We start from the raw sequence: 26,077 nt of genomic DNA on the forward strand, positions 1-26,077 counted from the left end.
GTTTTGTCGCTTATAGAATAACATTGAGAGGCACTTCGTGCCTACATAAAAACAAAAAATTCCTTGAGATTTGATCTTAAGGAATTTTTTGTTTGAGGCTGTATAAAAAGACTTATGTCCCAGCCTCGATTATTTCACGAACGGTTGTATCTTAAACGTGTTCCAAAAGGCAACACCCTCACTCAACGACGAATGACTAAAATGGAAAGTCCACCATTTTTCGTAATGCTTGTTAGTGCTTAGTCGTTGACCGCCTTTTGCCACACTCTGTTTTTAATATTGCTTAAATAATTTAATAATAAATCGACACTAAATTTTTTCTGGTGAATCAGGCCAAACTTTAACAGAATCACCCATTTTAGACTGCGGATTATGCCATGGAAAGTCATCATACCAAAGGCTAGCTTTGGCTTGATCTAAATCATCAATAATCTGCATATCTTCTGAAGATAGTTCAAAATCACCAATTTGACTATTCTCGATGATCCGTTTTTCATGACTAGACTTAGGAATTGTAATCACATCGTGCTGAATATCCCAGCGTAAAATAATTTGTGCGGCAGATTTACCATATTTATCAGCCAGCTTTAATATTTCAGCGTTATTTAAAGCTGCACCGCCACCTAGAGGTGACCATGCTTCGAGGCGAATATCGTGTGTCTGCATAAATTGCCGTAATTCTTTTTGCTGATCAATCGGATTAAATTCCATCTGATTAATTGCTGGTTTAATTGTCGCATCAGTTAATAAATCTTGCAGACGTGGTATATCGAAATTAGAAATACCAATAGACTTGGTCAAACCCTCTTTTTGTAAAGCTTCCAAGGCCCGCCAGGTATCCTTATACTTGTGGTCAACTGGCCAGTGGATCAATAATAAATCAACATAATCTAATTGCAGCCGTTGTAAAGAACCTTTAACACCGGCAATTGTCGTTTGATAACCTTGATCACCATTAAAGACCTTGGTCGTGACAAACAGATCATCCCGATGCAGGCCGTTATCAACTAGACTAGCTTTAATACCGGCACCCACACCAGTTTCGTTGCCATATTGTTTAGCCGTATCAATCATACGATACCCGTTTTTAACCGCCATTTGGACGGATGCCTTAGCTGTATGGTTATCTACTTGCCAAACACCAAGACCCATTTGTGGCATCTCATGACCGTCATTTAATTTGACTCGTGTATCTAAATCAAAATTAGTCAAGCTAAGTCCCCCTTTTCGAAACTACAATTGCCTAGTGTAACGAACTTTCTTAAAAATTTCAAAAACTCAGCGCTCATTTTTGGTAATCACTTGTTGCACGTGGCGTTGATTATAAAGTGCCAAAATGAAAATCATTAAAAGATAGGCTGCTAACGGTATCCAAGCATAGTTGATCGTAATCATGTGCAACGTCGCGCTATTTTGACTATGGTTAGCTACGTAACCCGTTTGTGCCAATAAACCAGCAGTGATCAACCCACCAATACCTAAACCTAAGTTAACGCCAAAATCATCTGTTGAAGCTAGCAAGCCACTGGCTTCAACATGAAATTGCCGTTGGGCATACTTGATCGTGTCAGACACCATGATCGAAACAAGGGCGATCACCATACCGCTGCCAATCGTATTTACAAAGGTCCCCACGAATAATACTGATAAACTATGGGTCCACTCAGCACCAGCTATGATCAACAATTGTCCCATCGTCGCAATAATCAGGCCGACCATCATGGTCACCTTGTTAGAATACTTACGCGTCACAAAGGGAATTGCAACAATTCCGATCAAAGCTGCCGCCGTAAACGCATTAACGACAGGCACTAAATTTTCAGCTTTCAAATTATATTTAAAATAATAAATCGTCGTTTGGTTTTTAATTGAAGTAGTCACCCAATACAAAAAGATCACAATGGATAACACCAACCAAGGTTTATTGCGGCCCATCATCTTAAGTGTATCTTTGAAAGAAGCTGGCTTTGGCATGGCAATACGTTCACGGACATGAACAAATGTGTTGATGATCAGAATCAATGAAATGACGGCAAAAACAATAATTGTCAATAGAAAGCCTTTTTGTTGATCCTTGCCACCAAATAAAGCAATCAAAGGCAATGTAAAAATAGCCACAATAATCTGACTCGTTTGTCCGAAAAATTGCCGAATCACACCTAATAAAGTGATCTCACGAGGATTATCAGTCAAGCTTGGCAGAATTGATGTGATTGGTAAATTAACAGCGCTATAAAAGAAGCCCAACAATAAGTAAGTCAAGTAAGCCCAAAATAATTTGCCCATATGATTAAATGGCGGCACGACAAAAGTCAATGCAGCCACGATCACATAAGGAAAAGCATACCAAAGGAAAAACGGCCGACTATGCCCATATTTGGAATGCGTGTGATCAATCATAATTCCAATAATGACACTTTCAATCACATCTGCAAATCGGGCAATTAAAAATAACGTGCCAACTTCACCAGCGGTTAACCCATAAATATCGGTATAAAAGTAGAGCAAATAGGTGGTCATCACTTGAAAGACTAAATTATCCGCGCCATCGCTCAGCCCATAACTGATTCGTTCCCGCAAGGAAGTTTGCCATTGATTATGAGACATGACTATCACATCCTAAATTAAAAATAATATTTTTTATTTCTTCTTTAATAACCAATAAGTCAACAATTCATTATCATTTACCTGATTATGTTTCTTGATTACTCGGTAATGGTCAGTTAATGTATCCATGCCAGCATCCACTAAGTCCTGTCCAGCTGGTGTTCTCGTCACCACAAAGTCAGCTTGCTTATGTGTAATGACTTTATCTTGTTGTTGGTACATCTCTGGAAAGGCAGACTTAGGAATATTTAAAATATAAAAATATTTACTATCTGGGATTTTATTGGTTACGGTATAAACACCTAGATCTAACGTGCCATAATTCAAAACTTTGGCATTTTTTTGACGATCGATAATTTTCTTAAATTGTAACTGTGCCGGTAAGTCGCCCTTACTTTGGTAAGCAACCGTATAGTTCTTAGGATATAGCTTTGAAAAATTATAATTCGTATTCATCATAAATGGCGCAACACAGGCAAGCACGATGATAAAATTACGTAACCGCGGAATCTGCTGCGGAAAGTTATTTTGAAAGCTGGTTTCAACATTGATCAAAATGGCTAACAAGCCCATCATGGCAATTACTAACAACGGCAGCCAATAATAAAGCCGTGGCGTTAAGCCCCAGAACATGAGTAAGCCGCCAAAAATAACGGGCAATAGGTAAAGTACTTTACCCTCCCAGGCATCAGAAACTTTTTTGTTGAATGGGAAAACAAAAATAGCCAGTAATAACATAATATTAATGATCCAATGACCACCCATACCGAAACCAAAGAATAAATACTTAATTGAATTAAACACCTTCGTAAAGGTCGACATATTAATCTGATAAAGCGAAATATTAGCGTAAAAATAACCAAAAAATAGATCCGAAAGTGCATGGTTTAATAGGAAGTAAAGTAAAACCACCGCTGTTACAGTTATGAAACCAAGTAATGTATAAAGTAAAACTTTGAGCCAATCCATGAACTGACGCCGTGAGAACAAAATAATTGTTAAAGCAATAAAAAAGCCAATCCAAAAGCCAACTAAAATATATTTGCTCCAGAAAACAATACCTAATCCCAAACCGATCCAATAGAACTGTTTGAAATCTAATTGAAAATCAAAGCTGTTCGCATGCAAATTAACATGAATTATTTTACAGATGCTATACATTAAATATAAAATAAATGGCATCATGAATTCTTCGACGCTATCACCAGCATTGAAGAATGGTGACGCAAGAAAAGCCATTGGTACCAACAACGCACCTGCGAATTGCAGTGGCTTAGAAACATACAGCTGCAATATCTTTTTAAAAATGATCATTGAGGCACATAAATTGAAACTTTCTAAAACAGCAATGCCCCAAAAATTATGTTGACTGATCAAATAGCCAATGGCGTGTAAGAAATAAATCAAAGGCCCTTTTTGATCAAATAGATCTCGATAGGGTACTAAGCCGTGAACGATACCCTTTCCCACGGTAAAGTAAGCATTGGCGTCCACCCAGTCATTTAAATAATATAGGGGGGACGACTTGCCTAGAAAGAAAATTAGAATGATTGCAAATACTAAAAAGATACCATTCTCGCGATTAAATATTTTGTGCCGATTTTCCACAATCTTGCCTCCACTTATGTATCCAACTATATGTATAGTAGTTTATCACAAATTCAGTCTAAACTTTTAGAGGTTTTGCCCATGTGTACAAGTTTTATTTCACATTTAAATAACGGTCTTTATTTCGCACGTACGATGGATTTTCCTTCCACATCTCCCTGGCGGCCTGTTTACTTACCTAAAGAGTATCCTTACCGCCCAATTCTAGAACCAAAACGACAGCGTACCCAGCATGCCATTTTAGGGGGTGGCCGCCAAATAGATACTCAAACCTATTTGCTGGCTGATGGTGTCAATGACTGCGGCCTTGTTTGTGCTGAATTATATTTCCCCTATGAGGCTAAATATGCACTACAAACAGATTCTAATAAATGGAACCTCTCCCCTCAAGATTTCATCCTCTGGGTCTTGGCTAATTTCAAGACGGTTGCTGAAGTCCGAATGCACTTAAAAGAAATTAATCTAGTTTCCAGTACTTGGTACCATACCGATAAAATTTATCCTTATCACTGGTTGCTGCTGGATAAAAGTGGGGCAACAGCTATTCTAGAACCCAAAAGTACTGCTTTAACTTTAACGGAGTTGCCGCTAGGTATTTTGACGAATACACCGAATATGACCAAGCAGCTCATAAAATTGCGCCAATTTCTAAATTTACCTCCAGATAGTAATCTAGCAACACTGCAAATGGCACTGCGGCAATTTAAGGATCCACTGCCAACCGGCACGATTCCCACCGACCGTTTTGCAATCGCTGCAATCCTAAAAAGCCAATTAACAGCAACAGCCACCACCAGTGATTTATTTCGGATTTTAGATCAAGTCATTATCCCACCAACAGATGCATTTCATTTAAAGAATCACGATTATACCCATTATCAAACGGTTTTAAATCCTAGCACACAAACTTATACTTTTCATGACATTGCCACGGATACTTGGCAGCACCTTGACCTAAACCGTTTAAAATATCATACCAGCCAGCATTTTTTTAGGTAATTCCCCAGTAGTCTTTGAACCTGGCCCTGTTTTATACTAATGTTGACACAATTAGGAGTGAGCATAATGATCGATGTCCATGAGGTTTTAGATAAATTAAATCCAAATCAAAAAATTAATTACGATAAATTATTGCAAAAAATGATCGCCCAATGGCAAAGTCAAAGCGTTCGGCCAAAAATTCTATTACACAGTTGTTGTGCGCCTTGCAGCACGTACACGCTAGAATATTTGACCCAATACGCCGACGTAACAGTATACTACGCCAATTCCAATATCCATCCCCGAGCCGAATATGAACGTCGTCGTTACGTCCAACAAAAATTTATTAATGACTTCAACGAGAATACCAATAATCATGTGCAATTTTTATCCGCACCGTACGAACCCAATGATTGGGTCAAAACAATGCGCGGCTTAGAGGATGAACCAGAAGGTGGCGCTCGCTGTCGCGTTTGTTACGACTACCGTTTGGAAAAAGTGGCAGCTAAAGCCGTCGAACTTGGCTTTGACTACTTTGCCAGTGCGCTCACGATCAGTCCCCATAAAAATTCACAAATCATTAACGAAGTAGGTGTTGAAGTCCAACATGTTTACTCTGCTCATTATCTCCCCAGTGACTTCAAGAAAAATAACGGCTACCAGCGCTCCGTAGACATGTGCAAAACTTACGATGTTTATCGCCAATGTTACTGTGGCTGCATTTTTGCCGCTAAGAAACAAGGTGTGGACTTAGCCCAAATTAATCGGGAAGCTCGTGCTTTTAATGTAGGTAAAGATGGCGATACTGAATTCGCCCATATCAATTTCAAAATTGACCAAGAAACTGAAGTCCAGTCATAAAATTTATCATCTAAGCGAACCAAAAAAGATCTGCTGTTGAAGTAACCATTCATCCTTCAAACAACAGATCTTTTTTGTATGCATCGATATAACTAGGATAAAATTAGCGTTTTGTTTTCTGCTGCCTAAACGTGTTCCAAAAAGCAACACTCTCTCCTAACGTCGAATGGCTCAAATGGCAAACCCACCATTTGTCGCCATTCCCGTTAGTGCTCGGCCGCTGATCACTTTTTGTCACACTCTGTGTCATCTAAATAAAGTGCAGCAACAATCCAGTCACGTAAATATACAGACAGATGATCACAAGGTAAGCGCCACACCATTTCAAGGCTTCTTTAAGAATATTGCCTTCATCACCTTCTTGATTAGTAGCAGCGGCAGCAACCGCAATACTTTGTGGTGAAATCATTTTACCAGCGGTTGCCCCAACCATATTGGCACCAACGACCCAAAAACTATTAGCTTTCAAAGTTGTCGCCGCTTGTAATTGTAAGTTCCCGAATAAAACATTTGAACTGGTATCTGACCCAGTGATGAATGTGCCTAATGCCCCAATGACAGGTGCAACTAATGGATAGACAGGACCCATGATTGCTACTAGCGTTACCGCCAAACTAGTGGTCATTCCAGAATAGCCCATGACCTTGGCTAAAGCAACGATCGCACAAACGGTGATCAGTGTACGCCAAATCTTCTTAGCAGTTGTCCCTAACACGCCTAAGATCTTGCTGACAGACATACCTTGGATCAGCCCGCCAATAAAAGTTGCTAAAATAATCAATGTACCTGGAGAAGAAAGCCAGTTGATGGTATAAGGTACGGCTTTCGGCCCGGTGTAAATTGGAATTTGCGTCACAACTTTTGCCAAAGCAGCGTTGATTGGTTTAACTAATGGTGAAGCTAACAAAACAATGATAAATACTAAGATAAATGGGGCCCAGGCTTTCAACAATTCAGTACTTGAATGCTGAGGAATATGTTTTAAAGCCTCAGGATCATTTTTACCTTGAACCCGTGCCATGAGAACTGTCACGGCAATACATACCACAGAACCCACAATGGCTGGTAATTCAGCCCCAACAAATTTAGCTACGAATACTTGGGGCACGGCAAAGGCAACCCCTGAAAGCAGTGTCGTTAACCCAACCCCTTTAATAGCTTTGGTGCCGCCACCAACCATGGCAACCAATACAAATGGAATCAAAATAATTAAAGGCAATAATTGCATGGTAACGATAAATGATAGATGTGGTGTATCCAAATGCGTCACATTTGCTAAAGTGATCACCGGTAGGCCGATAGCCCCAAAAGCGGTCGGTGTCGTGTTAGCAATCAAACAAATCACCGAGGCACGAATTGGCTCGACCCCAAAAGCAATCAGAATACCCGCAGGAATAGCTACGGCTGTTCCAAATCCAGCGATCGCTTCCAAAAAGCCACCAAAACCCCAAGCAATAATTAAAACTAAGATCCGCCGATCCGTCGTGATTGAAGATAGCATATCTTGGATCACTTTCATGGCGCCAGAAGCCGTTGTTAAATTGTAAGTAAACAGGGCGGCCAAAATAACGTATACGATAGGCCAGATTGCCATTACAATACCTTCTAAAGCCCCTGTCAGACTATCCTGAACCGGCATTTTAAATGCCGTCACAGCTAAAATAATGGCTAAGACAAGTCCAATCGTACAGGCTTTGTCCGCAGACATCTTAATCACACCAAGTGACACGATCAACCAAATGATCGGGATCAATGCAAAAATAAAATTAAGCCACATGACTTTCCCTCCTAAGTGAAATAATAGCGCTTACACCATCATAATTGTACTATGTGAAATCTGAATTTGCACTTATTTACGCCCCTAGGGAATTCCCTATTAAAACAAATTCACCATCAATTAGAAATATGGTAGGATATAGAGGTGTAGATTTGAATTGTTTTTTTACGTAAAATTGAAATAATCCTTTTAAAATTTCGTTGTACAATACTGGGTGAGGATGTGAAGAATGTGCAAAATTCTTTTGAAGCTTTATTAGAAAAATATCGGCTTGAAAACTTGATTCATGCCAATCAAGTAAATATAAATTATGAGCCACAAGCGGATGAGTACAGTACAATTCAGGCAATTTTTAATGACCAAATTGATCAAGCAACAAATCATCGTGATTGGCAACGGGTGATCGAGTTGCTAAAGGCTATGGTTGGGGTTAGCCAAAACGCTGGTAATTTAGATGATACGATCATTTCAGAACTATCATTGCTCTATCTTACATACAGCCGTTATTACAATACGGATTTACAAAATGCACAGGTGCAGCCGATTATTGAGCATCTCAATCAATTGATCCAGCAAGCACAGGCAACACCAGAAAATGTCAATGCCTTGATTCAAAATGTCGTTAATAATTTAACGGTTCCAAATAATCTGCCATTAAGCATTGATCCACGCAATGAATTAACCATGATGCTACAGCAAAGTCGTGGCAATGCCGCTGCTAGTACCAATAATCCTACTTTAGATCAAACGATCAACTCTTTGCAGCAGGAATCAATGCGCAGTCGGCGTGATCAAATTCAAAATGTAGATTTGGACCACGATGAAGATTCAGATGATATGGATGATTATGAAGATGAAGCACCGTTTTATAAAAAATGGTGGTTCTGGACTTTGATTGTCCTAATCTTACTCATTGTTGGGGTCGTTATTCGCTTAATCGTTTCGAAAGTGACCACACCCACCTCAGCAACACCTGCCCGCACTGAACAAGTCGCTAAATCTAGTCAGCAGCAAAGCCGCTCGGAAGGTAAAAAAAAAATTCCCGTGCACATTCCCGACTAGCCTCAACTGATACTACCAGCAGTTCTAGCCAAAAAAGTATCGTATCTGGGACACAATTTACTTTAAATGATTTTAATAGTATTACCTTGGGTGATTTTTCTAAAATGGGGACTGGCGGCGTCACTTTGAATGATCTAACTGCAAAGTACGGTAAACCAGATAATACAAGCTCAGTCAAACAAAACGATCAGAACACAACCATCGCTACTTGGAATCGGATGGCAAATCAAGCTAACGCAACTGTTTCAGTGGGTTTTGTTCAAAATAAGGCCTTCAGCAAAAGTTTGAATGATTATCAGGTAGAGCGAAAAGATCCAATTACAATTGCTCAATTTAATCAGTTACAGACTGGCGCTGATGCTGATGCAGCTTTAAATACATTAGGATTGCCAAATCAAGTCAATATGATCACGATCTCTGGCTCCACTCAGGCAACGTACACCTATGACAAGGCTATGAAACCAACCAATGCTAAAATTGTGCTGACCTTTATGAATAATAAATTACAAGGTAAAACACAACACGGCTTGGATTAGCCTGACCAGTTCATGGCAACCCCAACTTTTAAAATGCATTTGCTCGTAAAAAGTGGCTGAAAACAAGACAATCGTTTTGTTTTCAGCCACTACTTGTTTGTAAGCAATTTAAGTCTAAACATATTCCAAAAGGAGTTTTGATATTGAAACAAAAGCCAACTAAGCTTCCCTTTTATTTGAATATCTGGTTTTATTTAACTATCCTATTGGCTTTGAGTAATGTTATTATTTTTATGACTATTTCAGCTACCAACAATCACCACGCTGAACAACAGATACAACTCAAAAAATTGCAAGCACAAAATAAACAATTGCAACATGAAAATAAGAATTATCGGCTACTCAATAAAACGTTAACCAACGTGCAGCAAAAAACAGACGCCGTTACCAAAAACTCGAAAGCAGCCGCAAAAACACCCATAAAACCGGCTAGTTTTGGACAGACCCAAACATATGCTGATAACATCAAAGTCACGGTCAATACATTACAATTTAGTGATGAGACACCCGACCAAAATATTTCGGATACTCAACTGATCAAGATTCAATTTCAAATTGAAAATGGCAGTCATGAAGAGCTGCATGCCAGTGGTGTTGACTTTGCCATGTATGATGGCAAGCGGCAAAAGGCCACTGAAGATACCAAAGATTTTTATGCGGAAGTTATTGCCCCACAGATGACTTCTTCGGGAACCTTATATTTCCACGCTAAAAATGCCGGCCCCTATACGATCCAGTACAACGGGAAAAGTTGGCAAACGGCACAGCCTTAAACTAATTTAGAAAGTTGTTGGTATCATGATGCAAAAGAAAAGAGACCAGCGTGCCCTCAAACGTGTTTGGCAGCATAGTCTCCTTAATAATCCTGAAAATTCATTTATCAAACAGTGGTGGTTCTGGGTCCTAGTAGCTTTAGTCATTGGCACCATTATTTCCACTGGCCAAACACCATATGATTACGCCGGTCTAACCAGTATGTTTGTTGGCTTTTTCGGTCTAATCACTCTAATTAACGGTCTCATCCGCTGGCTTCGTCATAAAAAAATTGGGGTGGTTTTACCGATACTATTTGGTCTTTGTTGTGTCATTAGCTTAGTGGCTGGAATTTTAGCCAAACATTTTTATTAATTTCCCAGGAAATAATTATTTTAAATCTTGGTCAGCTAAGTAAGCGGCTTTTTGTTGCTGCCAATAATCTTGATCAGCCTGAGTGATTGGCCGCAGTACTTTGCAAGGATTTCCAACAGCAACCACATTGTCAGGAATATCTTTGACCACAATTGAACCTGACCCAATGACTACATTACTGCCAATGGTTACCCCAGGATTAACGACGGTATTCCCACCAATCCAAACATTATCCCCAATTGTAATTGGGTAGCCATATTCCAGCTCCTCATTACGAATAGCCGCATCGATTGGATGCCCCGCCGTATAGAGGCCAACTCGTGGGGCTAAATAGACATTAGCGCCGATCGTGATTGGTGCAGTATCAATAAAAATACAGTCATAATTCGCATAGAAATGATTGCCAATTGTTGTGTGAGCCCCATAATCAATATGAAAAGGCTGTTCAATGTATATTTGATCTCCTGTTTGCCCAAATAATTCTTTTAATAATTCCTGGCGATAGGCCATTTGTTCTTCAGTAGTCTGATTGAATAAGCGCGTTAATTTGCGCGCGCGAGCATTCACTTTACGGATCTCTGGATCAGCTGCTTTATACAATTGCCCGGATAACATTCGTTCTTTTTGACTTGGCATGCCGCCACCTCTTCCATTTTTAATCACTGATGCCCATGCTACCGAATCAGACGTTAAAGTGCAAATTTTGACTGACCACAATCAGAAACCTTGCAAAAAAAGTCTCATTTCTGAATAATCATAAGTAAAGGTCTAAGCAATGAGGTGCCTATTATGAGTTTATTCAATAACAATCGACAAATTCACAAGATTCTGGAAGAACGTGGTCTCTCACATTGTTCCAAAAATGTCGCGTACCAAGCGGAGGCCATTTTAAGTGAACTAGATCGTAAAAATCTGCTCCGCGAAAGCAAACGCCTGAACCTTGAAGATCGCGCAGATGAAGAGATCATTGCCTATCTGCGCGCATTAGTTGAACAAAATTGGATCTTGGTCCAACAAAATAATGAGATCTTAAATCATCTCAAGCAAACCACTGCTAACGAGTCTGCATCTTAGGGCTCGTTTTTAAATTGCCTTGCTAAAAAAGACATCCATGGCATTATGCTCTAGTGTTTTGGGATCTGGTTTGATTGGCTGAAAGCCCATTTTTCGATAGAGATGAATTGCAGCCTTCAAGGTATGATGTGTTTCTAAATAAACCCGTTGGTAACCAGCCGCTTTCGCAAAACGCAAGGCTTGCTGCACAAGTTGATAACTGAGGCCAGCACCACGGTTCTGAGGCTGAATATATAATTTCTGTAATTCGGCGATACCGTTAGCTTCGTCAAATTCACCAATCCCAACACCACCAATAACCTGGGCCGTTGCATCGACGGCTACAAAGTACGCACGCTTGACAGTAGCTTGATAATACTGGCTCAGGTGCATTAACTCTGGGTCGAAGTAAGCTGTCCCTGGCTTGGCTAAGCCCACAGCAGCTAAACTCTGGCGAATGATTTGCGCCATAACCTGATCATCTTTAGGTTCTAATAAACGAATATTGGTCATCGCGATTACCTCCTGTGATTTACTACGGAATCATTTGTTCTTTTGATAAGGGTACACTAAAATAAGAGCAGTGAGTTTTTTATTTTTTGGGGGCAATCAGATGAATAGTCGCACAGCACGACATCGTAGTGAAAATAAACGGTTGAACTCGACCAATGAACGGTCAAAAAACCGCCGGGAAAATTTTCACGGCAGTTCCAACTCAGCACGGTCTAATTTAATTATTGGTATTATCTTGCTTGTCATGGGTATTTGGATCTTTATTGCCGCTCTACCAATTCATTTTAGCGCGCTTTTTACCGGTGGCGATATTAGCAGTATTTCTGGTCTGCTAACAGCTTTAGCTTTTGGCGTTATTGGCGGCTTGTTAATTTGGCAACGTCAACAGATCAATCAACTGCGGACCAATTTATTTTTAATTGTTTTGGGCGTCATCTTTATTTTAGACTTCTTAACTCTCGGTATCTTTTCTGACCTCAAATACTATGCTTGGTTCGGCCTATTGTTAGGTCTTTGGCATTATATTACCACAGCCCGTTCGACCAGCACTCGTCCACTAATCCAGGCACCTTGGTTTTGGATTTCAATCTTTATCATGCTCAGTGGTATTTTGATCACCGTTTTGGTTTAGTGCCAAGTCTAAAACAAGATTATACCAAGTTTCTCCGGCATGCTGGGACATTGAAATGCCTTCATTGCGGTAACCATTTTGTTCATAAAAGGGAATCAGCCTTTGCAAACAAGTCAACGTCACGCCACGCCGCTGTTGTTGCTGACCTAATTTTGCCAGTGCCGTCAATAGCTGACTACCAATACCCTGCCGTTGATAGTCGGGAGCCACAGCTAAACTTAACACGCCAATATACCCACCTATTTTAGGATTTGGCTGGATTGCTGAAAATAACGTATCGGTCAAATAACGTGCAGCAATAACTGGACCAACCACATAACCCAGTGGCTGGTCTTTTTCATTAACGGCCACCACAAACGTATCTGGAATTGTGAGCAACCGTTGTTTCATCGCTATTGCCGTAGCCGCTTCAGCTGGCGTGAACCCGGACTGTTCAATCGTCATAATTTGAGGCAAATCGATTAACTTAGGATGGCGAAAGCTAAGTTGTGTCATTAAAATCGTCTCCTTTAAGTCAGGCGTTGGCAAAAAAAGGTTCCATAATGGTTAACGTTTTTTGGTCGCAATCCATTTGCAGCAAAGCCCCATATGGCAATGCGGTCCGTGGGTAGCCATGTCCAAAATTGACATTGTAAAAAATCGGCATTTGGTAAGGCGCTGTAACTGTAAGCAAAATCTGCTTATAAGCTTCATAAAAGATTTCATTTTGCGGCTTGCCCACGATGATGCCCCGAATTGCTGCAAAAACACCTTGATCGGCTAATTTTTCAAGCATTTTTTGATAAAGCCTTGGTTGGGGATGGGTTTCACTGGTCTCAATGAATAAAATTTTATCTTGCCAAGTTGCCGTATTGGGAAAAAGCTGATACTTGGCACAAACTTGAGCTTCATCTGGATACCTCGTAGTGGTCAAAATATCGTAAAAACTATCCAAACAGCCGCCCAATAAGCGTCCAGTGGTGATTCCTGACCCCCGTAAAACCTCATAACCACGCTGCTCTTGATGCTGTGGCCGCGGTGTCCCTATTGCCTGTCTAGAAAAATCCGTCCGTTCTTCATACCAGATAGTGCTGGATTCAATTACTGTTCGGGCTGGATTTTGTTTGTAATGCTGTAAAGTTTGCCACGTATATGGTAACGGCTGTGACGCTAGCTCCGCCAAATCATTTAAAAAATTAGGTCCGTAAAATGTTTGCAGACCTAATTGATAAAACATGAGATGGTTAATCGTTGTGTCTGAAAATCCAGAGAATAACTTGGGATCATGCCTAACAGCCAGCTTAAATTGTTGGTCTGTCAGTAAATAAGGCAACGTGCGGTAAGTATCATCGCCACCAATGGCCGCAAAAATGCCACGAATCTTCGGCTCATAAAAAGCCATTTTCAAATCCGCCGCTCGAGCCTCAGGGTGTTGCGCTAAATAGTCGACCCTTTTAAAGCATGGGGCATAAAAACAGGCTTCAAGCCCAGTGCTTCCAAACGCTGAATGCCCAGTTGCCGTTGATGTCTAGTCGCCGTTTCGCCTAAAATACCGCGAGATAAACTCACAATTGCGACTTGATCACCAGGTTGTAATGGTGCTGGTTTTTGTTGCATAAGACACCTCTTCAGTATCGTTACCGCTAGCCTTGTGTCGCATTATGGGTTTTGCTTGGCGCTGCATCAGGCATCTGATTCAGTACCTTCATATCTTCCGCACTGATTTCAAAATCCAATTGGGCATTATTTTCAGTGTGGGCGCGATGTGTGGCTTTCGGTAACGGTAATACGTCATTTTGAATACAAAATTGGATGGCTAATTGGGCAACACTGGCATGATAATGATCGGCGACTGCTTGAACTTCAGGATTGTGCAGCAGGCCGCCAGTCGCTAATGGCGAATAAGCTTCTACTAAAATATCATTTTGCTTTGCAAAAGTGGTGATTTTCGGCTCTGTAAAGCCAATATAATACTGAATCTGATCTACCATTGGTTTGATTTTAGCCGTGGCAAAAACATTGTCTAAATCATGAACATTAAAATTAGAAACGCCGATGGCTTTAGCCCGACCGGAATTGTAAATTGTTTCCATAGCCCGCCAAGCTTCTCGATTCCCCTTATCATGATTCGAACCAATATTGTCCCATGGCCATGGTGCATGGATCAAATAAAGATCTAAATAATCTAGATTCAAATTATGCAGTGTGGTCTCAAAATCAGCCAGTGCCCCTTCGTAAGTTTTTGTTTGTGCCGGCAATTTAGATGTGACAAATAAATCTTCGCGTTGAATGCCTGATTCATTGATTGCTTGACCAACTTCTTTTTCGTTGCCATAGACCAAAGCAGTATCAATATGGCGATAACCTAAATCCAGAGCATCGGCAACAGCTTGCTTAGCTTCATTGGCTGGTATCTGCCAAGTTCCAAAACCAATCTTAGGAATCTTGTGACCATTGCTTAACGTAAATGTATCCGTTAATTTTGTCATAAACTCACTCCTTAAATAATTTCTTTCATAATTAATATACCATTAAATTTATACCGGTAAATACATTACCTAACATCTATATATCTGTTAATGACTTCGCTTTCATTAAGTAATATGATTAGAACAGCTTGTAAAATTTTCGTGAAGTAGGTGTGTTCCCATCCAAGTCTTTTATACTGTCATGTTGCCAGTTTTATTAATTTTTATCAGTGGCTTCATCTTTCAACGTGTTTTTATGCTCGACATTAAGCCCATCTCCACAATGGCTATGTATCTTTTACTGCCTTTTTTAGTGTTTAAAACTTTTTACCAGCAGCCGATCAATCAGAGCTTTTTTTATATCGTCGTCACATCAATCATCATCATGGCGCTCTTGATCGTCATTGGTCTAATAATTGCTAAGCTGTTGCATTATAATAAGAAAAAAACGAATGCCTTTCTGCTGGCGACCGTTTTCGCAAATAATGGTAATTATGGTGTTCCCGTAGCTTTGTTTGCTTTTGGTCAAAAAGGCCTTGCTTATGCCATGCCGCTGATGATCTTCTATACTATTCTTATGGGTGTCGTCGGTATCTACATTGCTGCCAGTGGCACCAGCGGTGTGAAAACTGCTTTTATCTCAGTACTCAAACAGCCGATGAATTATGCTATTATTCCTGGTATTATTTTCCAGCAAATGAGCCTTACCATGCCATCTAATTTGATGAAGACCGTGAATATGATCAGTCAAACAGCCATTCCCGTGATCATGCTGGTCTTAGGCATGCAATTAGCTAACGTGATGGGTAAGCATATTGATTGGCGCAGCGTCGGTATCGTTTCAATCGTGCGCTTAATTATTTCCCCTGTCATTGCTTACCTGATCTGTATCCCCTTTCATTTAAGCCCGTTACTGCAAAACATCATTGTGGTTATGGCGGCGATGCCCAGTGCTGCCAATACGACGATTTACGCGATTCAATATAATACGGAACCGGAATTCGTCTCCAGCGCCACACTGATCACAACGATCGTTAGTATTCCCACATTGACTCTATTGCTGAACTTTGTGAGTTGATTCTGACTCAAACTCCCAAAAATTTTTTCATGAAAATGCTAGCAGTATTCAAAAGCAGTAGCTAAAAAATGATAAACATGGTAAAAATATTAAGTAGCTATTCTAATATTGAAAGAGGTCGGATTATTGGCAACCACTGAAGCGCAAAAACGAGCTACCCAACGTTACCGCGAACGCAATCGCGAAAAGACTAAGATACAATCAGCCTATTCTTCAGCTAAGACATACATTAATAAGTACACCAAAAATGAAGCACAACTAGATGAACTTCAGGAATTGATCAAAAAACGGCGCGAAGAACTGCAAGAACAAGTTGGCGACAATTCAAGTACAGACTAGTGTAAACTTTGGTTTAACTGTTTTTATAGCTGTCATTCTTGTTAATTTTTGACAGCCACGAATATTTATATCTGCAATCATTTTACAAAAAATAAAACCAGGATGGTAACTTGAATGGCAACCACAGAAGCACAAAAAAGGGCAAAGAAAAAATGGAACGAAAAAAATAAAGCAAAAGCGAAATTATATACATATCGATCGACGACCAAGACATTTATTGAAACACTCGCTGATTTAAATGATTTGCAAGAGTTGAAGCAATTAATTGCACAACGTGAAGCTAATTTGAAGGCTTCAAATTAGAAAAATCAGGTGGCATCGTAAGTAAATAAAAACGAGTAATTGCACTTTTCAGTCGATTACCCGTTTTTTATTTTATAATTTTTTGTGGAGAACTACTTAAAATAAGCCTCTAGAAATTCAGTCAGACCATCTTGATCATTTGTCAATGTGTGCCGTGTCACTGCCTGTCGCACAGCCTGGACAGCATTGCCCATGGCGACACCAATACCGGCTGTCTTTAACATTTCTAAGTCATTTTCTTCATCACCAAAAGCAATCACATTAGCTAGTGGTAAGTCATAGAATTGGCTTGCTGCGATAATGCCAGTAGCCTTAGAAACGCCTGAAGGCATTAATTCTAACAATTCCCGACGAGAACGGGTCACGCGAAATAAATCACTATGAATTTGCCGCGCGAGATGGTTAATTATCTTAGGTTGATTTGCAATCGCAACTTTATATATTGGTACTTCCAGCTGTAAGTTCGCCACAGGTACATGGTGAAAATTCAGCGACCAACCAGCAAATTTAGGATAATCAGAGATACCAAAATCATTCAATGAATAGACATCATGAATCGAAATTAAATCAAATGGTACTTTGAGTTTGGCGTATAGCTTCATGATGTCAGCAATTGCCCGCACATCAAAGGCAACCATATATTGGCTTAAATCCAAATAAATTCACTTCCTTAGAGAAATGCGGGATAAGGCATATCTGGCTGATCAGTGAAACGATCTTCGAATCCCCGCGGATACCTGTAATACCGTTCTGAACCTTGGTTTGGCCAATCATAAGCACCACCCGGTAATAAAATATAAGGCTTAAAATGATAAGCATAATACTGGATGCGCCGCTGCCAAAGATCAACAATTTCAGTGGGATCACCCAATGTATTAGACCAAACATCCCAGTGCATTGGTAGAACTACTTTACAATTTAAAGCTTCAGCAGCACGAAGAATGTCGACTGATGTCATCTTATCTTGAACGCCAATCGGATTTTCTGCATAAGCTAAAATGGCAATATCAATCGTCTGCGTGCGGCCTATCTTGGCAAAATTCACAGAGAAGTGCGAATCGCCAGCATGATAGATATTGCCAGCGGACGTTTTAATCAAATAACTGACCGCTCTCAAATCCATATCGGGAACCTGTTGAGTCCCATTATCAGCTAACCCTACGGCATCTGTAATCAAAACCGTTCGATCATAGGATTCTAATACATCAATCTCACAATCTTTGATATGAATCACATCTCCTGGGCGAACCACTCGAGTTCTTGCCTTTGGTACGCCCCACGCCAACCACTGATTGACCACCGCTTGCGGGCCAATAAAAGGGACGTCATCTGGACAGTTTTTCAATATGGCGGCAGCAACGAATTTATCCAAATGATCATGATGAAAGTGCGTCACCAGCAAAGCATCTAATTGCTTAATGGCAAAAGGATCGATCACCTGAGGTGTCAGCCGTAAATTAGGTTGAATCTTACGGGCACCAAGCATGCGATGCCACTGATGGTTATCAGACATATCCGGTAAATCATGCGTCTGTTTACCTGTCCCTGACCACAAATCAATCGCGATATTCACAGCGGAATCCGTCTTTAGCCAAATACCCATATTATTTAACCACCAAAGCCGAACATGTTTTGGTGGCACAACAGCGGCTTCAATCGATTCATTTAACCAAGTGCCCCACTCTGGAAAAGTTGTCCTGAGCCAATCGTCACGACTTAGTGCAGAAACCTTCTTCTCATTCGTGGTCATAAGCTAAACGCCTCTATTTCCCAAGATCATTCATTTTTTTATCTAGGTTTGCTTTAATGTCATCTTTATCAATGAAATTATCTAATACAATCGTCTTATCTCTAATGTCATCAGGAAATTGATCAAATAATTCATGCGTCGTGACGTAAATATCAGCTGGTGCACTAGTCACACTGCCTAGATCCACTGTTTCGACTTCAGCATCAGCATCACGATTTTCATCACTCAAAATACTTTCAATATTCATCTTAGCAATCACACTAGAACCGACACCAAAACCACAAACTGCAACAATTTTCATTATAAAAACCTCCATTTTTTTTGTAATCCATGAATTAAAACTAAAAACCTAATAATACTCGAACTAACTTCAACAAGTACATGATTGGCGTCCAAACCAAGGCATAGTCAATATTGGACCAAGTCAAGCCACTGCCATAGACTGCACCGGTCAGAGGATAGAATAAAATAACAGCTGCCGACGAGATCATACCAGTGAATAGACCAGCAAATAATGCGCCACGCCAACCGCCGGCTTTGTTACCAAAGACCCCCATCACATTCCCATCAAAGTACATAATGATTGGTGACGGGAAAACAATGACTGGTGATTTAAAAGCAATGGTTAAAAAGGTAACGGCAATTGCCCCAATTGTAGAGCCTAGAAAACCAAACATCCCACCCATCGGTGAATAAGGGAAAAATGTCGGTGCATCTAAGGCCGGTACTGAACCAGGCAAGAATTTATCAGAAATCCCCTTGAATGCAGGAACGATCGAACCAATAAACATCCGAACACCAGATAATAGAATCACAATACCAGCAGTAAATTGGAAACCTTGCAGAATTAGCCAAATGACCCAATTGGTAGAACCAGCTAATTGCCCAATACCTTTTCCACCCACAGCTAAGCCAATACTGACAAAGATAAGCGGCATTAGGAAAAACAGAACAATGGTGCTATCCCGAAACATAGACGCCCATTTAGGTAATTTCATATGGTCAGCATCTTGATTGGGATCAGAACTGCCAAACCATTTACCAATAAAGTGTGCTAAGACAGAACCCACTTGATCCATAAAACCTAAAGTGATCATATCTTTGGTCCAAGCTCGTGCTAATTTACGCGTAATAGCTGGCGAATAAGTGTAGTACAGGGCATTTAACAATGTCCCCACAATAACAGTCCAAAGATTATTTGCATGTAGCACGATCGGCAAAGTCACCGCCATAAAGGCCGCATGGTAAAGCATCAAATGAGCTGTTAAATAAACGTTTTTAAAATCTCGTCCAGGCGTGAGCCGAACTAATAATAAATGCACGAAAAAAGCTAATAAGAAAATCATGACGGCATTGCGGGCGATACTATCAAATCGTAAAACCACGCCAAAGACAGCATCATTAGTCGGTAGAACACCTTTTACATGTAAGGCACTGTTTAGCTTTTGAACCACTGGCGATAGCGAATTAATTAAAATTCCAGCGCCGGCACCTAAAATGGTGATACCAATAACGGTTTTAACAACGCCATCAATGACTTGGGGTAATTTCTTCCGCTGAATCAATAATCCAAGTAAGGCGATGATCCCTAAAAAGATAGTCTGGTTACTTAAGATCTGAAAGACAATAAAGTTAATGACCTTCATCTTTCGCCCCTCCATTGATCAATTGCACAATTCTCTCGATATCATTGTCTGTCTTGGCCGCTCTTAAAATCTGTAAGTTTTCTGACACGCCTAAAAATTGCACTAACTTTTGTAATAAGGCCAAATGGGCGTCATTACTAGTGGAAGCTAGAATAATCACAATATCCACGGGATCATTAGTTTGACTACCAAATTTGACTGGTTCAGCCAATGTGGTAATGCTAAAGCCTGTCTGCAAAACGCTGCCATCTGGACGCGAGTGACCCAATGCAATCCCAGGTGCAATCACAATATAAGGCCCCAATTCTTGTACCCCGGCAATCATTTTATTAATGTATTCGCTTGTAATATACTTATAGGTAACTAGTGGTTGCGCACCAACACGTAAAGCATCCTTCCAGTCATCCGTGTGCCGTTGCAATTGGACAAAACGCGGTTCAAACTGTTCTGTTTTCATGAGTAACCTCCCTTGAATTAGGTAGAAATATTATTTCATATATGTGCACAAATATATGAAACTTTTTTACATTTGCATTGTAAGCCTTTTCTAAAAAGATAGCAAGATATTTACTTGCTTTTTGGAGATGATCCTATATGCGCGTAGAATCGCGAATCCGTCAACTATTCAGTACTTTTGGCCCAACAAGTCAGATCATTGCCAATTATGTGATTGAAAACCCAGAAGCATTCGCAACTAAATCCATCAACGAACTGGCTAATGACCTTCAGGTTTCCACGGCATCAATCTCGCGCTTTGCCAAGGCCATTGGGTTTCCTAATTTTTCTAAGATGAAAATTGCCCTCTCAAAAGATTCCACTGAAATGAATCAATTTCATCCGATCGTAACGGGAGATACAGCTTTAGATGGTGCCCGCAAAACAATTTCAGCTAATATTTCAGCGTTGAACAACACGCTAGACTTCATGAGTGATCCACTCATTGACCAAGCTACCCAGTTGTTACGTTCTGCTGATCATATTGGCTTATTTGGATTGGGTAGTTCTAATGTGATTGCTCAAGCGGCTTATCATTCTTTTTTACTATTACCCGTCAATCTGATTTATCAAAATGACTACCATATGCAACTAATGAATGCAAGTTTGCTCACAAAAAAAGATATCGCGATCGTCATTTCCCATACAGGAAATAACGCCGATATCTTAGCTTTAACGGATATTTTTCAACAGAATCAGGTGCCAATTCTTGCCATTACCAGCTTTCCTACCTCACCATTGGCTCGGTTGGCAGATATCTCGTTTTTCTCCACCTCTGAAGATACGAAATACCGACCGGAAGCCCTGATCTCTATGACAGCTCAATTGGGCATCATCGATGTTCTTTATACAGAATTAAATCGGAAATTTGGTGGCAAATCTGCACAACGCTTGCGAAAAGTTAGAAGCGCTATTCAGAAGAAACATCGTGGTTGAAGTTGAAGATGAAGTAAGAAGAGTATAAGTCAGTAAAATTCTAATTGTTGGGATAGAAGTTAGAGATAGTTGGCTTTTAGTTCTACACTTTTTTGACGCTTATGGGCGTAATTCCAACAGTACCTTATTCTTTATCAATTTCAAAATGAAATATAAGAAGGAACGTTATAATTAGTCATCTACGAACTTTTTTGTACACCAATATGATACAATTAAAATAAAACCCCGATTAACGTCAACTCGATAGTCTTGGTAGTATTGTTTTTATTACCAACATGAGATGCTTTATCTCCTGAGAATGGCGAGCAAATACAAACTATGCTCAGTATTCTTTATGATTAGTCATCAAAGACATAACTTTTAAAATGATGTTAGGATGATTTCATGGACACGGTTTGGTAGAATCTAACTACTAAGAATAGGACGTGTCCAAAATGACTGTAAAAATCCAAAATCTCAACAACACAACGTTTCTGCCCGTTCCCGATTACATCAAACCAATTGCAGCTGAATATAATGTACATCAAAACTCCGATGGGACAATAATTTACACCCCGATACACAAGAACCCTTTTCACGATGAGCGGTTCATCAACGCCCATGACCTTACTCAAAAAGAAGCATTCACGAGTAAATTAACTGGCAAGGAGCTTTTAGAATAAATCAAATCTTGTATCCCTAAAAAAAAAGACCAGCAAAGCTATTTTCCTAGCTCTGTTGGTCTTTTCCTTTTACCATAAACTATTACCAAGGTTGCTTAGTGACGGCTTTCTCACCTTGGACTACCCCATTGTCCACAAAGACATTGTAGATTTCTTGACCAAAATAAATGCTGATATTCCAATCAAAATATAGATTATTGAGCAAGTGGCCACTCAACATGCTACCTAAACTATCCTATCTTTTTCTGCACATCAATCATTTCCAATACACCTATTGCACATTCACTGCCTTTATTACCAACTTTACCACCTGCACGATTCAAGGCTTGTGCCATATTATTAGTGGTCAAAACGCCAAATAATACTGGAATAGGGCTATTTAAAGAAACTTGAGCGACACCACTTGCTGTCTCACTACAAACGTAATCAAAGTGAGTAGTCTCCCCACGTACAATTGCGCCCAACGTGATAATACCATCAAATTCAGGCTTTTGACTTATCAATCTAGTAATTCGAGGAATCTCAAACGCACCCGGTACCCAGACAACGGTAATATCAGTTTCCGCCACACCACACTGCTGTAACGTATCCATCGCACCATCCAATAGGCGGCGTGTTACCAATTCATTAAATTTTGCCACCACAATAGCGATGTGCTTACCCTGTCCATTGATTAATCCTTTGATCTTGCCCATTAGTTAACCTCCTTTAGTAGATGATGCATTTTATGTTTCTTTGTCGCTAAGTAAGAGATATTTTCAGGCAAAGCTGAGACCTCAATTGGCACCCGCCGAACGATTTTGATACCCAATTGTTCAAGTTGTTGAACCTTGTCCGGGTTATTTGTCATTAATGCAATTTGGCTCACCTGTTTTTGATATAAAATTGCAGCTACCAAACCATAATCACGCTCATCTGGTTTAAATCCTAAATGGACATTTGCTTCAACAGTATCCATACCGGCTTCTTGCAATTTATAAGCCTTTAGTTTATTAGCCAGACCAATACCGCGTCCTTCTTGCCGCAAATAAATCACCGCCCCACGACCAGCGGCTTCTATCTGTTGAAGAGACTTAGACAGTTGTTCTCCACAATCACAGCGCTTGGAACCAAAAATATCTCCCGTAAGACATTCAGAATGCACACGCAACAATAATGGTTCAGTCTCATTAAGCTCACCTTTGGAAATCAACAAAGTTGGCTCACTACCATCCTTTGTATCAAACGCCTCCAGCTGAAAGTCGCCATATTTCGTCGGTAATTGGACTTTTGTAATCGTGTCTAGCACGTCCACGGATTTCATGTAGCGATATAGCTTGATATCCTCAATTGTAAGAAAAGGTGTTTGTATCCCCTCAGCAAAGGATTTCAAATCCCGGCGACGGGCCATCGTACCGTCCCTTTTAAGTATCTCTGTGATAAAAGCAATCGGATGGGCATCAGCTATTTTTGCCAAGTCGACGGCAGCTTCTGTATGCCCCTCTCGTTCTAGCACACCACGATCTTTAGCAACAATGGGAAAAACGTGCCCAGGGTGATAAAAATCAGTTGCCACTGTGTCTGGATTTGCTAGTTGTTGGATTGTCATTGCCCGATCAAAGGCTGATATACCCGTACTAGTAGTTTTGGCATCCACACTTGTAAAAAATGCTGTTCCAAATGCATCTGTGGCATGGCTGACCATAGGTTGTAGTTGTAATCGAGCCGCAATTTCAGCACTCATAGGCACACACAGCAGGCCTCTAGCTTTAGTAATCATAGTATTTACAGCTTCTGGCGTCACATAATCAGCTAAACCAATCATGTCCCCCTCTGCTTCCCGTTGTTCAGAATCTGCGACAATCACTAACTTACCTTGCTTTAAAACATCTATAGCATTCTCAACACGTTGAATAATATCGTTTTTAACCTGCATCTGTCTCAAACTCCTTTGCATGTAAAAATATATTTCCCGAGGATATCTGTCTCAATATTGACTTGATTCCCTATTTGCAGATCACCTAGAGTTGTTTTGATCAATGTATGAGGAATCAGACCGACACTGAAAGTTGTAGATGTCACATTAGTGATGGTTAAGCTGACACCAGCCACAGCGATGGACCCTTTCACGACAATTTGTCTTTGATAGTCCATTGGTAGAGCAAATGTTAATACAACTGCATTCTGATCAACTTGCCGCTTGACCAATACTGTAATTGTATCCACATGTCCAAGTACAAAATGACCATCTAAGCGAGCACTAGCTTGTAATGCAGGTTCAAGATTTACCTTAGCTCCTATCTGTAGGTGATTAAAGTTGGTGCGCCGCATTGTCTCCGGCATAACATCCACAGTGAAGTAGTCCTCTTGTATCGCTGTTATTGTGAGACAGACGCCATTGACCGCAATGCTATCACCCACCTTGCTGTGCCAAGTTTTAATATATGCTGTTTTCAATCTGATTTTCGCAGTTTCCTTAGTTTTTTCTAAACTGGTCACTCGCCCGATCGTTTGTATGATACCTGTAAACATTTGCTATTCTCCTTAAATCAAATCTTGTATCTCCATCAAGAAATTGCCGTTTTACTAATTTGAATCCTTGCGTAATGACATTATCTAGCCCAGTAATTGCGGGCAACCCACTACCAAAGATCAAAGGTGCAACATAAATCACTAATGCATCAACTAATCCTGCAGCCAGAAATTTAGCCTGAACATGGCTGCCACCTTCTATCAACAGTGACTGAACCCCACGTAAATAAAGAATCTTCATAATCTCATTCGGCTCCCATCGATGACTAGCCAACACAGTCACAAAGTCTGGCCAATGCTGCTTGGTTTCATGTCGGCTTAAAATCAAAATCGGAGTAGCAGTAGCAAAAAGGCGACTTTGGTGGTCAATTTGATCAGCGTCGTTGACTACAACCACGCGTAAAGGTGGAAAATCAACCACATTCTCTCGTATCGTCAGCTCAGGGTCATCGATTTTTAATGTCTGCTCTCCCACCAAAATAGCTTGGTTCTGTCGCCGCAAGTGTTGGCTATCATAATAAGCTTTCTTCCCTGTTAATAAACTGCGCTGCCCTTTCATCCCATTGGTTTTTCCATCTAAGGTCATAGCATATTTCAAAGTAACAAAAGGACGTTTCTGCCGGTAAAAAAAATTATAAGTATCATTCAAACCACCGGTATCGCCGAGACAATCTATTTCAATGCCAGCTGCACTTAGTATTTCCATACCTTTACCAGCTACGAGCGGATTAGGATCCCGCTGGCCAATCACCACCCGACGAACGCCGACTTCGACGAGTTTGTGCGCACATGGTGGTGTTTTTCCATAGTGACTGCAAGGCTCTAAAGTGACATACATGGTAGCCCCGTGCGCCTGTGTTAGTGTTGATAATTGATTGAGCGCATCCACCTCCGCGTGTTTTTCACCAAAGCGATGATGATAGCCAGTTGCAAGAATCTGGTCATCTTTCACAAGTACGGCGCCTACTAGTGGATTCTTCCAAGTTTGACCAGCACCTTTTCGTGCCACTTGCCAAGCCAATTGCATATAAGCTCTATCGTTCATAATTTTCACCTCACAAAAAAGCCCCGCAACAGATGTGCGGGGCAAAAATTTTGAAAGCTAAATAAGATTTCGACATGGGTGTACCAAAATAAAAGTACACAAATCGTG

At 40.4% G+C, this 26,077-nt stretch carries 33 protein-coding genes and 1 pseudogene; 13 read left to right on the forward strand and 21 right to left on the reverse strand.

Annotated elements, in window-relative coordinates:
* Positions 1-309 precede the first annotated feature (309 nt).
* From FHQ08_RS06350 to FHQ08_RS06360, 3 genes are all read right to left on the reverse strand, one after another.
* Positions 310-1,212: an aldo/keto reductase gene (locus FHQ08_RS06350; protein WP_330166081.1), complete on the reverse strand. Its 903-nt coding sequence runs from the start codon at positions 1,210-1,212 to the stop codon at positions 310-312.
* A 66-nt stretch (positions 1,213-1,278) separates the two neighbouring features.
* The gene (locus FHQ08_RS06355) at positions 1,279-2,607 is read right to left on the reverse strand and encodes an MFS transporter (RefSeq protein ID WP_230913562.1); all 1,329 of its coding nucleotides are present in this window, start codon (positions 2,605-2,607) and stop codon (positions 1,279-1,281) included.
* A 33-nt stretch (positions 2,608-2,640) separates the two neighbouring features.
* Positions 2,641-4,215, reverse strand: a complete 1,575-nt coding sequence (locus FHQ08_RS06360) for an ArnT family glycosyltransferase (protein ID WP_230913563.1) — start codon at positions 4,213-4,215, stop codon at positions 2,641-2,643.
* Between the two features lie 81 nt (positions 4,216-4,296).
* On the opposite strand from FHQ08_RS06360, the gene FHQ08_RS06365 reads away from it, so the two are divergent.
* Positions 4,297-5,214, forward strand: coding sequence for a linear amide C-N hydrolase (locus tag FHQ08_RS06365; protein WP_230913564.1), 918 nt, complete (start codon positions 4,297-4,299; stop codon positions 5,212-5,214).
* A 66-nt stretch (positions 5,215-5,280) separates the two neighbouring features.
* Complete coding sequence (locus FHQ08_RS06370) at positions 5,281-6,057, forward strand: epoxyqueuosine reductase QueH (protein ID WP_230913565.1); 777 nt, start codon at positions 5,281-5,283, stop codon at positions 6,055-6,057.
* 250 nt (positions 6,058-6,307) lie between these two features.
* Here the strand turns inward: FHQ08_RS06370 and FHQ08_RS06375 are convergent, their stop codons facing one another.
* Positions 6,308-7,834, reverse strand: a complete 1,527-nt coding sequence (locus FHQ08_RS06375; protein ID WP_230913566.1) for an L-lactate permease — start codon at positions 7,832-7,834, stop codon at positions 6,308-6,310.
* A 231-nt stretch (positions 7,835-8,065) separates the two neighbouring features.
* On the opposite strand from FHQ08_RS06375, the gene FHQ08_RS06380 reads away from it, so the two are divergent.
* From FHQ08_RS06380 to FHQ08_RS06395, 4 genes are all read left to right on the forward strand, one after another.
* Positions 8,066-8,896 carry a hypothetical protein gene (locus tag FHQ08_RS06380; RefSeq protein ID WP_230913567.1) on the forward strand — a complete coding sequence of 277 codons (831 nt, stop codon included), beginning with the start codon at positions 8,066-8,068 and terminating at the stop codon, positions 8,894-8,896.
* Positions 8,897-8,976: 80 nt separating this feature from the next.
* Positions 8,977-9,432, forward strand: a complete 456-nt coding sequence (locus FHQ08_RS06385; RefSeq protein WP_330166083.1) for a DUF3862 domain-containing protein — start codon at positions 8,977-8,979, stop codon at positions 9,430-9,432.
* 143 nt (positions 9,433-9,575) lie between these two features.
* Complete coding sequence (locus FHQ08_RS06390) at positions 9,576-10,205, forward strand: DUF4352 domain-containing protein (RefSeq protein WP_230913569.1); 630 nt, start codon at positions 9,576-9,578, stop codon at positions 10,203-10,205.
* Between the two features lie 25 nt (positions 10,206-10,230).
* Positions 10,231-10,560 (forward strand): hypothetical protein, encoded by a 330-nt coding sequence (locus FHQ08_RS06395; RefSeq protein ID WP_230913570.1) that lies wholly within the window; start codon positions 10,231-10,233, stop codon positions 10,558-10,560.
* A gap of 15 nt (positions 10,561-10,575) precedes the next feature.
* Here FHQ08_RS06395 and FHQ08_RS06400 read toward each other — a convergent pair whose 3' ends face one another.
* The gene (locus FHQ08_RS06400) at positions 10,576-11,196 is read right to left on the reverse strand and encodes a sugar O-acetyltransferase (protein WP_230913571.1); all 621 of its coding nucleotides are present in this window, start codon (positions 11,194-11,196) and stop codon (positions 10,576-10,578) included.
* Between the two features lie 153 nt (positions 11,197-11,349).
* On the opposite strand from FHQ08_RS06400, the gene FHQ08_RS06405 reads away from it, so the two are divergent.
* Positions 11,350-11,634, forward strand: coding sequence for a hypothetical protein (locus tag FHQ08_RS06405; protein WP_230913572.1), 285 nt, complete (start codon positions 11,350-11,352; stop codon positions 11,632-11,634).
* A 9-nt stretch (positions 11,635-11,643) separates the two neighbouring features.
* Here FHQ08_RS06405 and FHQ08_RS06410 read toward each other — a convergent pair whose 3' ends face one another.
* Positions 11,644-12,126 carry a GNAT family N-acetyltransferase gene (locus tag FHQ08_RS06410; RefSeq protein ID WP_230913573.1) on the reverse strand — a complete coding sequence of 161 codons (483 nt, stop codon included), beginning with the start codon at positions 12,124-12,126 and terminating at the stop codon, positions 11,644-11,646.
* 100 nt (positions 12,127-12,226) lie between these two features.
* Between FHQ08_RS06410 and FHQ08_RS06415 the strand changes: the two genes are divergently transcribed.
* Positions 12,227-12,757, forward strand: coding sequence for a hypothetical protein (locus tag FHQ08_RS06415; protein WP_230913574.1), 531 nt, complete (start codon positions 12,227-12,229; stop codon positions 12,755-12,757).
* Here FHQ08_RS06415 and FHQ08_RS06420 read toward each other — a convergent pair.
* The 5 genes and pseudogenes from FHQ08_RS06420 to FHQ08_RS06430 form a co-directional block, all read right to left on the reverse strand.
* Entirely contained in the window at positions 12,710-13,252 is a 543-nt protein-coding gene (locus FHQ08_RS06420; protein ID WP_230913575.1) for a GNAT family N-acetyltransferase, read from the reverse strand. The genes FHQ08_RS06415 and FHQ08_RS06420 overlap by 48 nt on opposite strands.
* Before the next feature lie 19 nt (positions 13,253-13,271).
* The gene (locus tag FHQ08_RS13195; RefSeq protein ID WP_330166084.1) at positions 13,272-13,973 is read right to left on the reverse strand and encodes a S66 peptidase family protein; all 702 of its coding nucleotides are present in this window, start codon (positions 13,971-13,973) and stop codon (positions 13,272-13,274) included.
* 24 nt (positions 13,974-13,997) lie between these two features.
* Positions 13,998-14,186 (reverse strand): annotated as a pseudogene (locus FHQ08_RS13200) (LD-carboxypeptidase); the annotation flags it as partial.
* A complete protein-coding gene (locus FHQ08_RS13205; RefSeq protein WP_330166082.1) occupies positions 14,174-14,353 on the reverse strand; it encodes a hypothetical protein in 180 nt (59 codons plus the stop codon). The gene FHQ08_RS13205 and the pseudogene FHQ08_RS13200, both read right to left, overlap by 13 nt.
* A gap of 26 nt (positions 14,354-14,379) precedes the next feature.
* Entirely contained in the window at positions 14,380-15,225 is an 846-nt protein-coding gene (locus FHQ08_RS06430) for an aldo/keto reductase (protein WP_230913576.1), read from the reverse strand.
* 181 nt (positions 15,226-15,406) lie between these two features.
* On the opposite strand from FHQ08_RS06430, the gene FHQ08_RS06435 reads away from it, so the two are divergent.
* From FHQ08_RS06435 to FHQ08_RS06445, 3 genes are all read left to right on the forward strand, one after another.
* Complete coding sequence (locus FHQ08_RS06435; protein WP_230913577.1) at positions 15,407-16,282, forward strand: AEC family transporter; 876 nt, start codon at positions 15,407-15,409, stop codon at positions 16,280-16,282.
* A 126-nt stretch (positions 16,283-16,408) separates the two neighbouring features.
* Positions 16,409-16,621 carry a hypothetical protein gene (locus FHQ08_RS06440; protein ID WP_230913578.1) on the forward strand — a complete coding sequence of 71 codons (213 nt, stop codon included), beginning with the start codon at positions 16,409-16,411 and terminating at the stop codon, positions 16,619-16,621.
* 114 nt (positions 16,622-16,735) lie between these two features.
* On the forward strand, positions 16,736-16,924 hold the full coding sequence (locus FHQ08_RS06445; protein ID WP_230913579.1) for a hypothetical protein: 189 nt from the start codon (positions 16,736-16,738) through the stop codon (positions 16,922-16,924).
* A gap of 92 nt (positions 16,925-17,016) precedes the next feature.
* On the opposite strand, the gene FHQ08_RS06450 is transcribed toward FHQ08_RS06445, so the two are convergent.
* The 5 genes from FHQ08_RS06450 to FHQ08_RS06470 are packed head-to-tail and all read right to left on the reverse strand — an operon-like array spanning position 17,017 to position 20,777.
* Positions 17,017-17,580 carry an HAD-IIB family hydrolase gene (locus FHQ08_RS06450; protein WP_230913580.1) on the reverse strand — a complete coding sequence of 188 codons (564 nt, stop codon included), beginning with the start codon at positions 17,578-17,580 and terminating at the stop codon, positions 17,017-17,019.
* A 14-nt stretch (positions 17,581-17,594) separates the two neighbouring features.
* Complete coding sequence (gene ulaG / locus FHQ08_RS06455; protein WP_230913581.1) at positions 17,595-18,674, reverse strand: L-ascorbate 6-phosphate lactonase; 1,080 nt, start codon at positions 18,672-18,674, stop codon at positions 17,595-17,597.
* Between the two features lie 13 nt (positions 18,675-18,687).
* Positions 18,688-18,975: a PTS sugar transporter subunit IIB gene (locus FHQ08_RS06460; protein ID WP_230913582.1), complete on the reverse strand. Its 288-nt coding sequence runs from the start codon at positions 18,973-18,975 to the stop codon at positions 18,688-18,690.
* Between the two features lie 40 nt (positions 18,976-19,015).
* Positions 19,016-20,320 (reverse strand): PTS ascorbate transporter subunit IIC, encoded by a 1,305-nt coding sequence (locus tag FHQ08_RS06465; RefSeq protein ID WP_230913583.1) that lies wholly within the window; start codon positions 20,318-20,320, stop codon positions 19,016-19,018.
* Entirely contained in the window at positions 20,307-20,777 is a 471-nt protein-coding gene (locus tag FHQ08_RS06470) for a PTS sugar transporter subunit IIA (protein WP_230913584.1), read from the reverse strand. Before FHQ08_RS06470 ends, FHQ08_RS06465 begins: the two co-directional genes overlap by 14 nt.
* A 137-nt stretch (positions 20,778-20,914) precedes the next feature.
* On the opposite strand from FHQ08_RS06470, the gene FHQ08_RS06475 reads away from it, so the two are divergent.
* Positions 20,915-21,751, forward strand: a complete 837-nt coding sequence (locus FHQ08_RS06475) for a MurR/RpiR family transcriptional regulator (protein WP_230913585.1) — start codon at positions 20,915-20,917, stop codon at positions 21,749-21,751.
* A gap of 434 nt (positions 21,752-22,185) precedes the next feature.
* Entirely contained in the window at positions 22,186-22,413 is a 228-nt protein-coding gene (locus tag FHQ08_RS06480) for an antitoxin of toxin-antitoxin stability system (protein WP_230913586.1), read from the forward strand.
* An 82-nt stretch (positions 22,414-22,495) separates the two neighbouring features.
* On the opposite strand, the gene FHQ08_RS12990 is transcribed toward FHQ08_RS06480, so the two are convergent.
* From FHQ08_RS12990 to ribD, 5 genes are read right to left on the reverse strand one after another with little or no spacing between them, the layout of a single operon-like run.
* Positions 22,496-22,618: a hypothetical protein gene (locus tag FHQ08_RS12990; protein ID WP_269073888.1), complete on the reverse strand. Its 123-nt coding sequence runs from the start codon at positions 22,616-22,618 to the stop codon at positions 22,496-22,498.
* 25 nt (positions 22,619-22,643) lie between these two features.
* Positions 22,644-23,108: a 6,7-dimethyl-8-ribityllumazine synthase gene (gene ribH / locus FHQ08_RS06485; protein ID WP_230913587.1), complete on the reverse strand. Its 465-nt coding sequence runs from the start codon at positions 23,106-23,108 to the stop codon at positions 22,644-22,646.
* The gene (ribA, locus tag FHQ08_RS06490) at positions 23,108-24,328 is read right to left on the reverse strand and encodes a GTP cyclohydrolase II (RefSeq protein WP_269073889.1); all 1,221 of its coding nucleotides are present in this window, start codon (positions 24,326-24,328) and stop codon (positions 23,108-23,110) included. Before ribA ends, ribH begins: the two co-directional genes overlap by 1 nt.
* Before the next feature lie 5 nt (positions 24,329-24,333).
* On the reverse strand, positions 24,334-24,924 hold the full coding sequence (locus tag FHQ08_RS06495; RefSeq protein ID WP_230913588.1) for a riboflavin synthase: 591 nt from the start codon (positions 24,922-24,924) through the stop codon (positions 24,334-24,336).
* Positions 24,869-25,969: a bifunctional diaminohydroxyphosphoribosylaminopyrimidine deaminase/5-amino-6-(5-phosphoribosylamino)uracil reductase RibD gene (gene ribD, locus FHQ08_RS06500; protein ID WP_230913589.1), complete on the reverse strand. Its 1,101-nt coding sequence runs from the start codon at positions 25,967-25,969 to the stop codon at positions 24,869-24,871. The genes FHQ08_RS06495 and ribD overlap by 56 nt, the downstream gene beginning before the upstream one ends.
* Positions 25,970-26,077: the final 108 nt, after the last annotated feature.

The organism is Agrilactobacillus fermenti (genome assembly GCF_021030645.1).
Taxonomy (GTDB): domain Bacteria; phylum Bacillota; class Bacilli; order Lactobacillales; family Lactobacillaceae; genus Agrilactobacillus; species Agrilactobacillus fermenti.

Bases quoted from the DNA above. Each gene is read 5' to 3' on its own strand.
- FHQ08_RS06355 (WP_230913562.1), bottom strand. From the start codon at position 2,607: ATGTCTCATAATCAATGGCAAACTTCCTTGCGGGAACGAATCAGTTAT.
- FHQ08_RS06365 (WP_230913564.1), top strand. From the start codon at position 4,297: ATGTGTACAAGTTTTATTTCACATTTAAATAACGGTCTTTATTTCGCA.
- FHQ08_RS06370 (WP_230913565.1), top strand. From the start codon at position 5,281: ATGATCGATGTCCATGAGGTTTTAGATAAATTAAATCCAAATCAAAAA.
- FHQ08_RS06375 (WP_230913566.1), bottom strand. From the start codon at position 7,834: ATGTGGCTTAATTTTATTTTTGCATTGATCCCGATCATTTGGTTGATC.
- FHQ08_RS06395 (WP_230913570.1), top strand. From the start codon at position 10,231: ATGATGCAAAAGAAAAGAGACCAGCGTGCCCTCAAACGTGTTTGGCAG.
- FHQ08_RS06400 (WP_230913571.1), bottom strand. From the start codon at position 11,196: ATGCCAAGTCAAAAAGAACGAATGTTATCCGGGCAATTGTATAAAGCA.
- FHQ08_RS06405 (WP_230913572.1), top strand. From the start codon at position 11,350: ATGAGTTTATTCAATAACAATCGACAAATTCACAAGATTCTGGAAGAA.
- FHQ08_RS06410 (WP_230913573.1), bottom strand. From the start codon at position 12,126: ATGACCAATATTCGTTTATTAGAACCTAAAGATGATCAGGTTATGGCG.
- FHQ08_RS06415 (WP_230913574.1), top strand. From the start codon at position 12,227: ATGAATAGTCGCACAGCACGACATCGTAGTGAAAATAAACGGTTGAAC.
- FHQ08_RS06420 (WP_230913575.1), bottom strand. From the start codon at position 13,252: ATGACACAACTTAGCTTTCGCCATCCTAAGTTAATCGATTTGCCTCAA.
- FHQ08_RS13195 (WP_330166084.1), bottom strand. From the start codon at position 13,973: ATGTTTTATCAATTAGGTCTGCAAACATTTTACGGACCTAATTTTTTA.
- FHQ08_RS13205 (WP_330166082.1), bottom strand. From the start codon at position 14,353: ATGCAACAAAAACCAGCACCATTACAACCTGGTGATCAAGTCGCAATT.
- FHQ08_RS06430 (WP_230913576.1), bottom strand. From the start codon at position 15,225: ATGACAAAATTAACGGATACATTTACGTTAAGCAATGGTCACAAGATT.
- FHQ08_RS06435 (WP_230913577.1), top strand. From the start codon at position 15,407: ATGTTGCCAGTTTTATTAATTTTTATCAGTGGCTTCATCTTTCAACGT.
- FHQ08_RS06445 (WP_230913579.1), top strand. From the start codon at position 16,736: ATGGCAACCACAGAAGCACAAAAAAGGGCAAAGAAAAAATGGAACGAA.
- ulaG (WP_230913581.1), bottom strand. From the start codon at position 18,674: ATGACCACGAATGAGAAGAAGGTTTCTGCACTAAGTCGTGACGATTGG.
- FHQ08_RS06460 (WP_230913582.1), bottom strand. From the start codon at position 18,975: ATGAAAATTGTTGCAGTTTGTGGTTTTGGTGTCGGTTCTAGTGTGATT.
- FHQ08_RS06465 (WP_230913583.1), bottom strand. From the start codon at position 20,320: ATGAAGGTCATTAACTTTATTGTCTTTCAGATCTTAAGTAACCAGACT.
- FHQ08_RS06470 (WP_230913584.1), bottom strand. From the start codon at position 20,777: ATGAAAACAGAACAGTTTGAACCGCGTTTTGTCCAATTGCAACGGCAC.
- FHQ08_RS06475 (WP_230913585.1), top strand. From the start codon at position 20,915: ATGCGCGTAGAATCGCGAATCCGTCAACTATTCAGTACTTTTGGCCCA.
- FHQ08_RS06480 (WP_230913586.1), top strand. From the start codon at position 22,186: ATGACTGTAAAAATCCAAAATCTCAACAACACAACGTTTCTGCCCGTT.
- ribH (WP_230913587.1), bottom strand. From the start codon at position 23,108: ATGGGCAAGATCAAAGGATTAATCAATGGACAGGGTAAGCACATCGCT.
- ribA (WP_269073889.1), bottom strand. From the start codon at position 24,328: ATGCAGGTTAAAAACGATATTATTCAACGTGTTGAGAATGCTATAGAT.
- FHQ08_RS06495 (WP_230913588.1), bottom strand. From the start codon at position 24,924: ATGTTTACAGGTATCATACAAACGATCGGGCGAGTGACCAGTTTAGAA.
- ribD (WP_230913589.1), bottom strand. From the start codon at position 25,969: ATGAACGATAGAGCTTATATGCAATTGGCTTGGCAAGTGGCACGAAAA.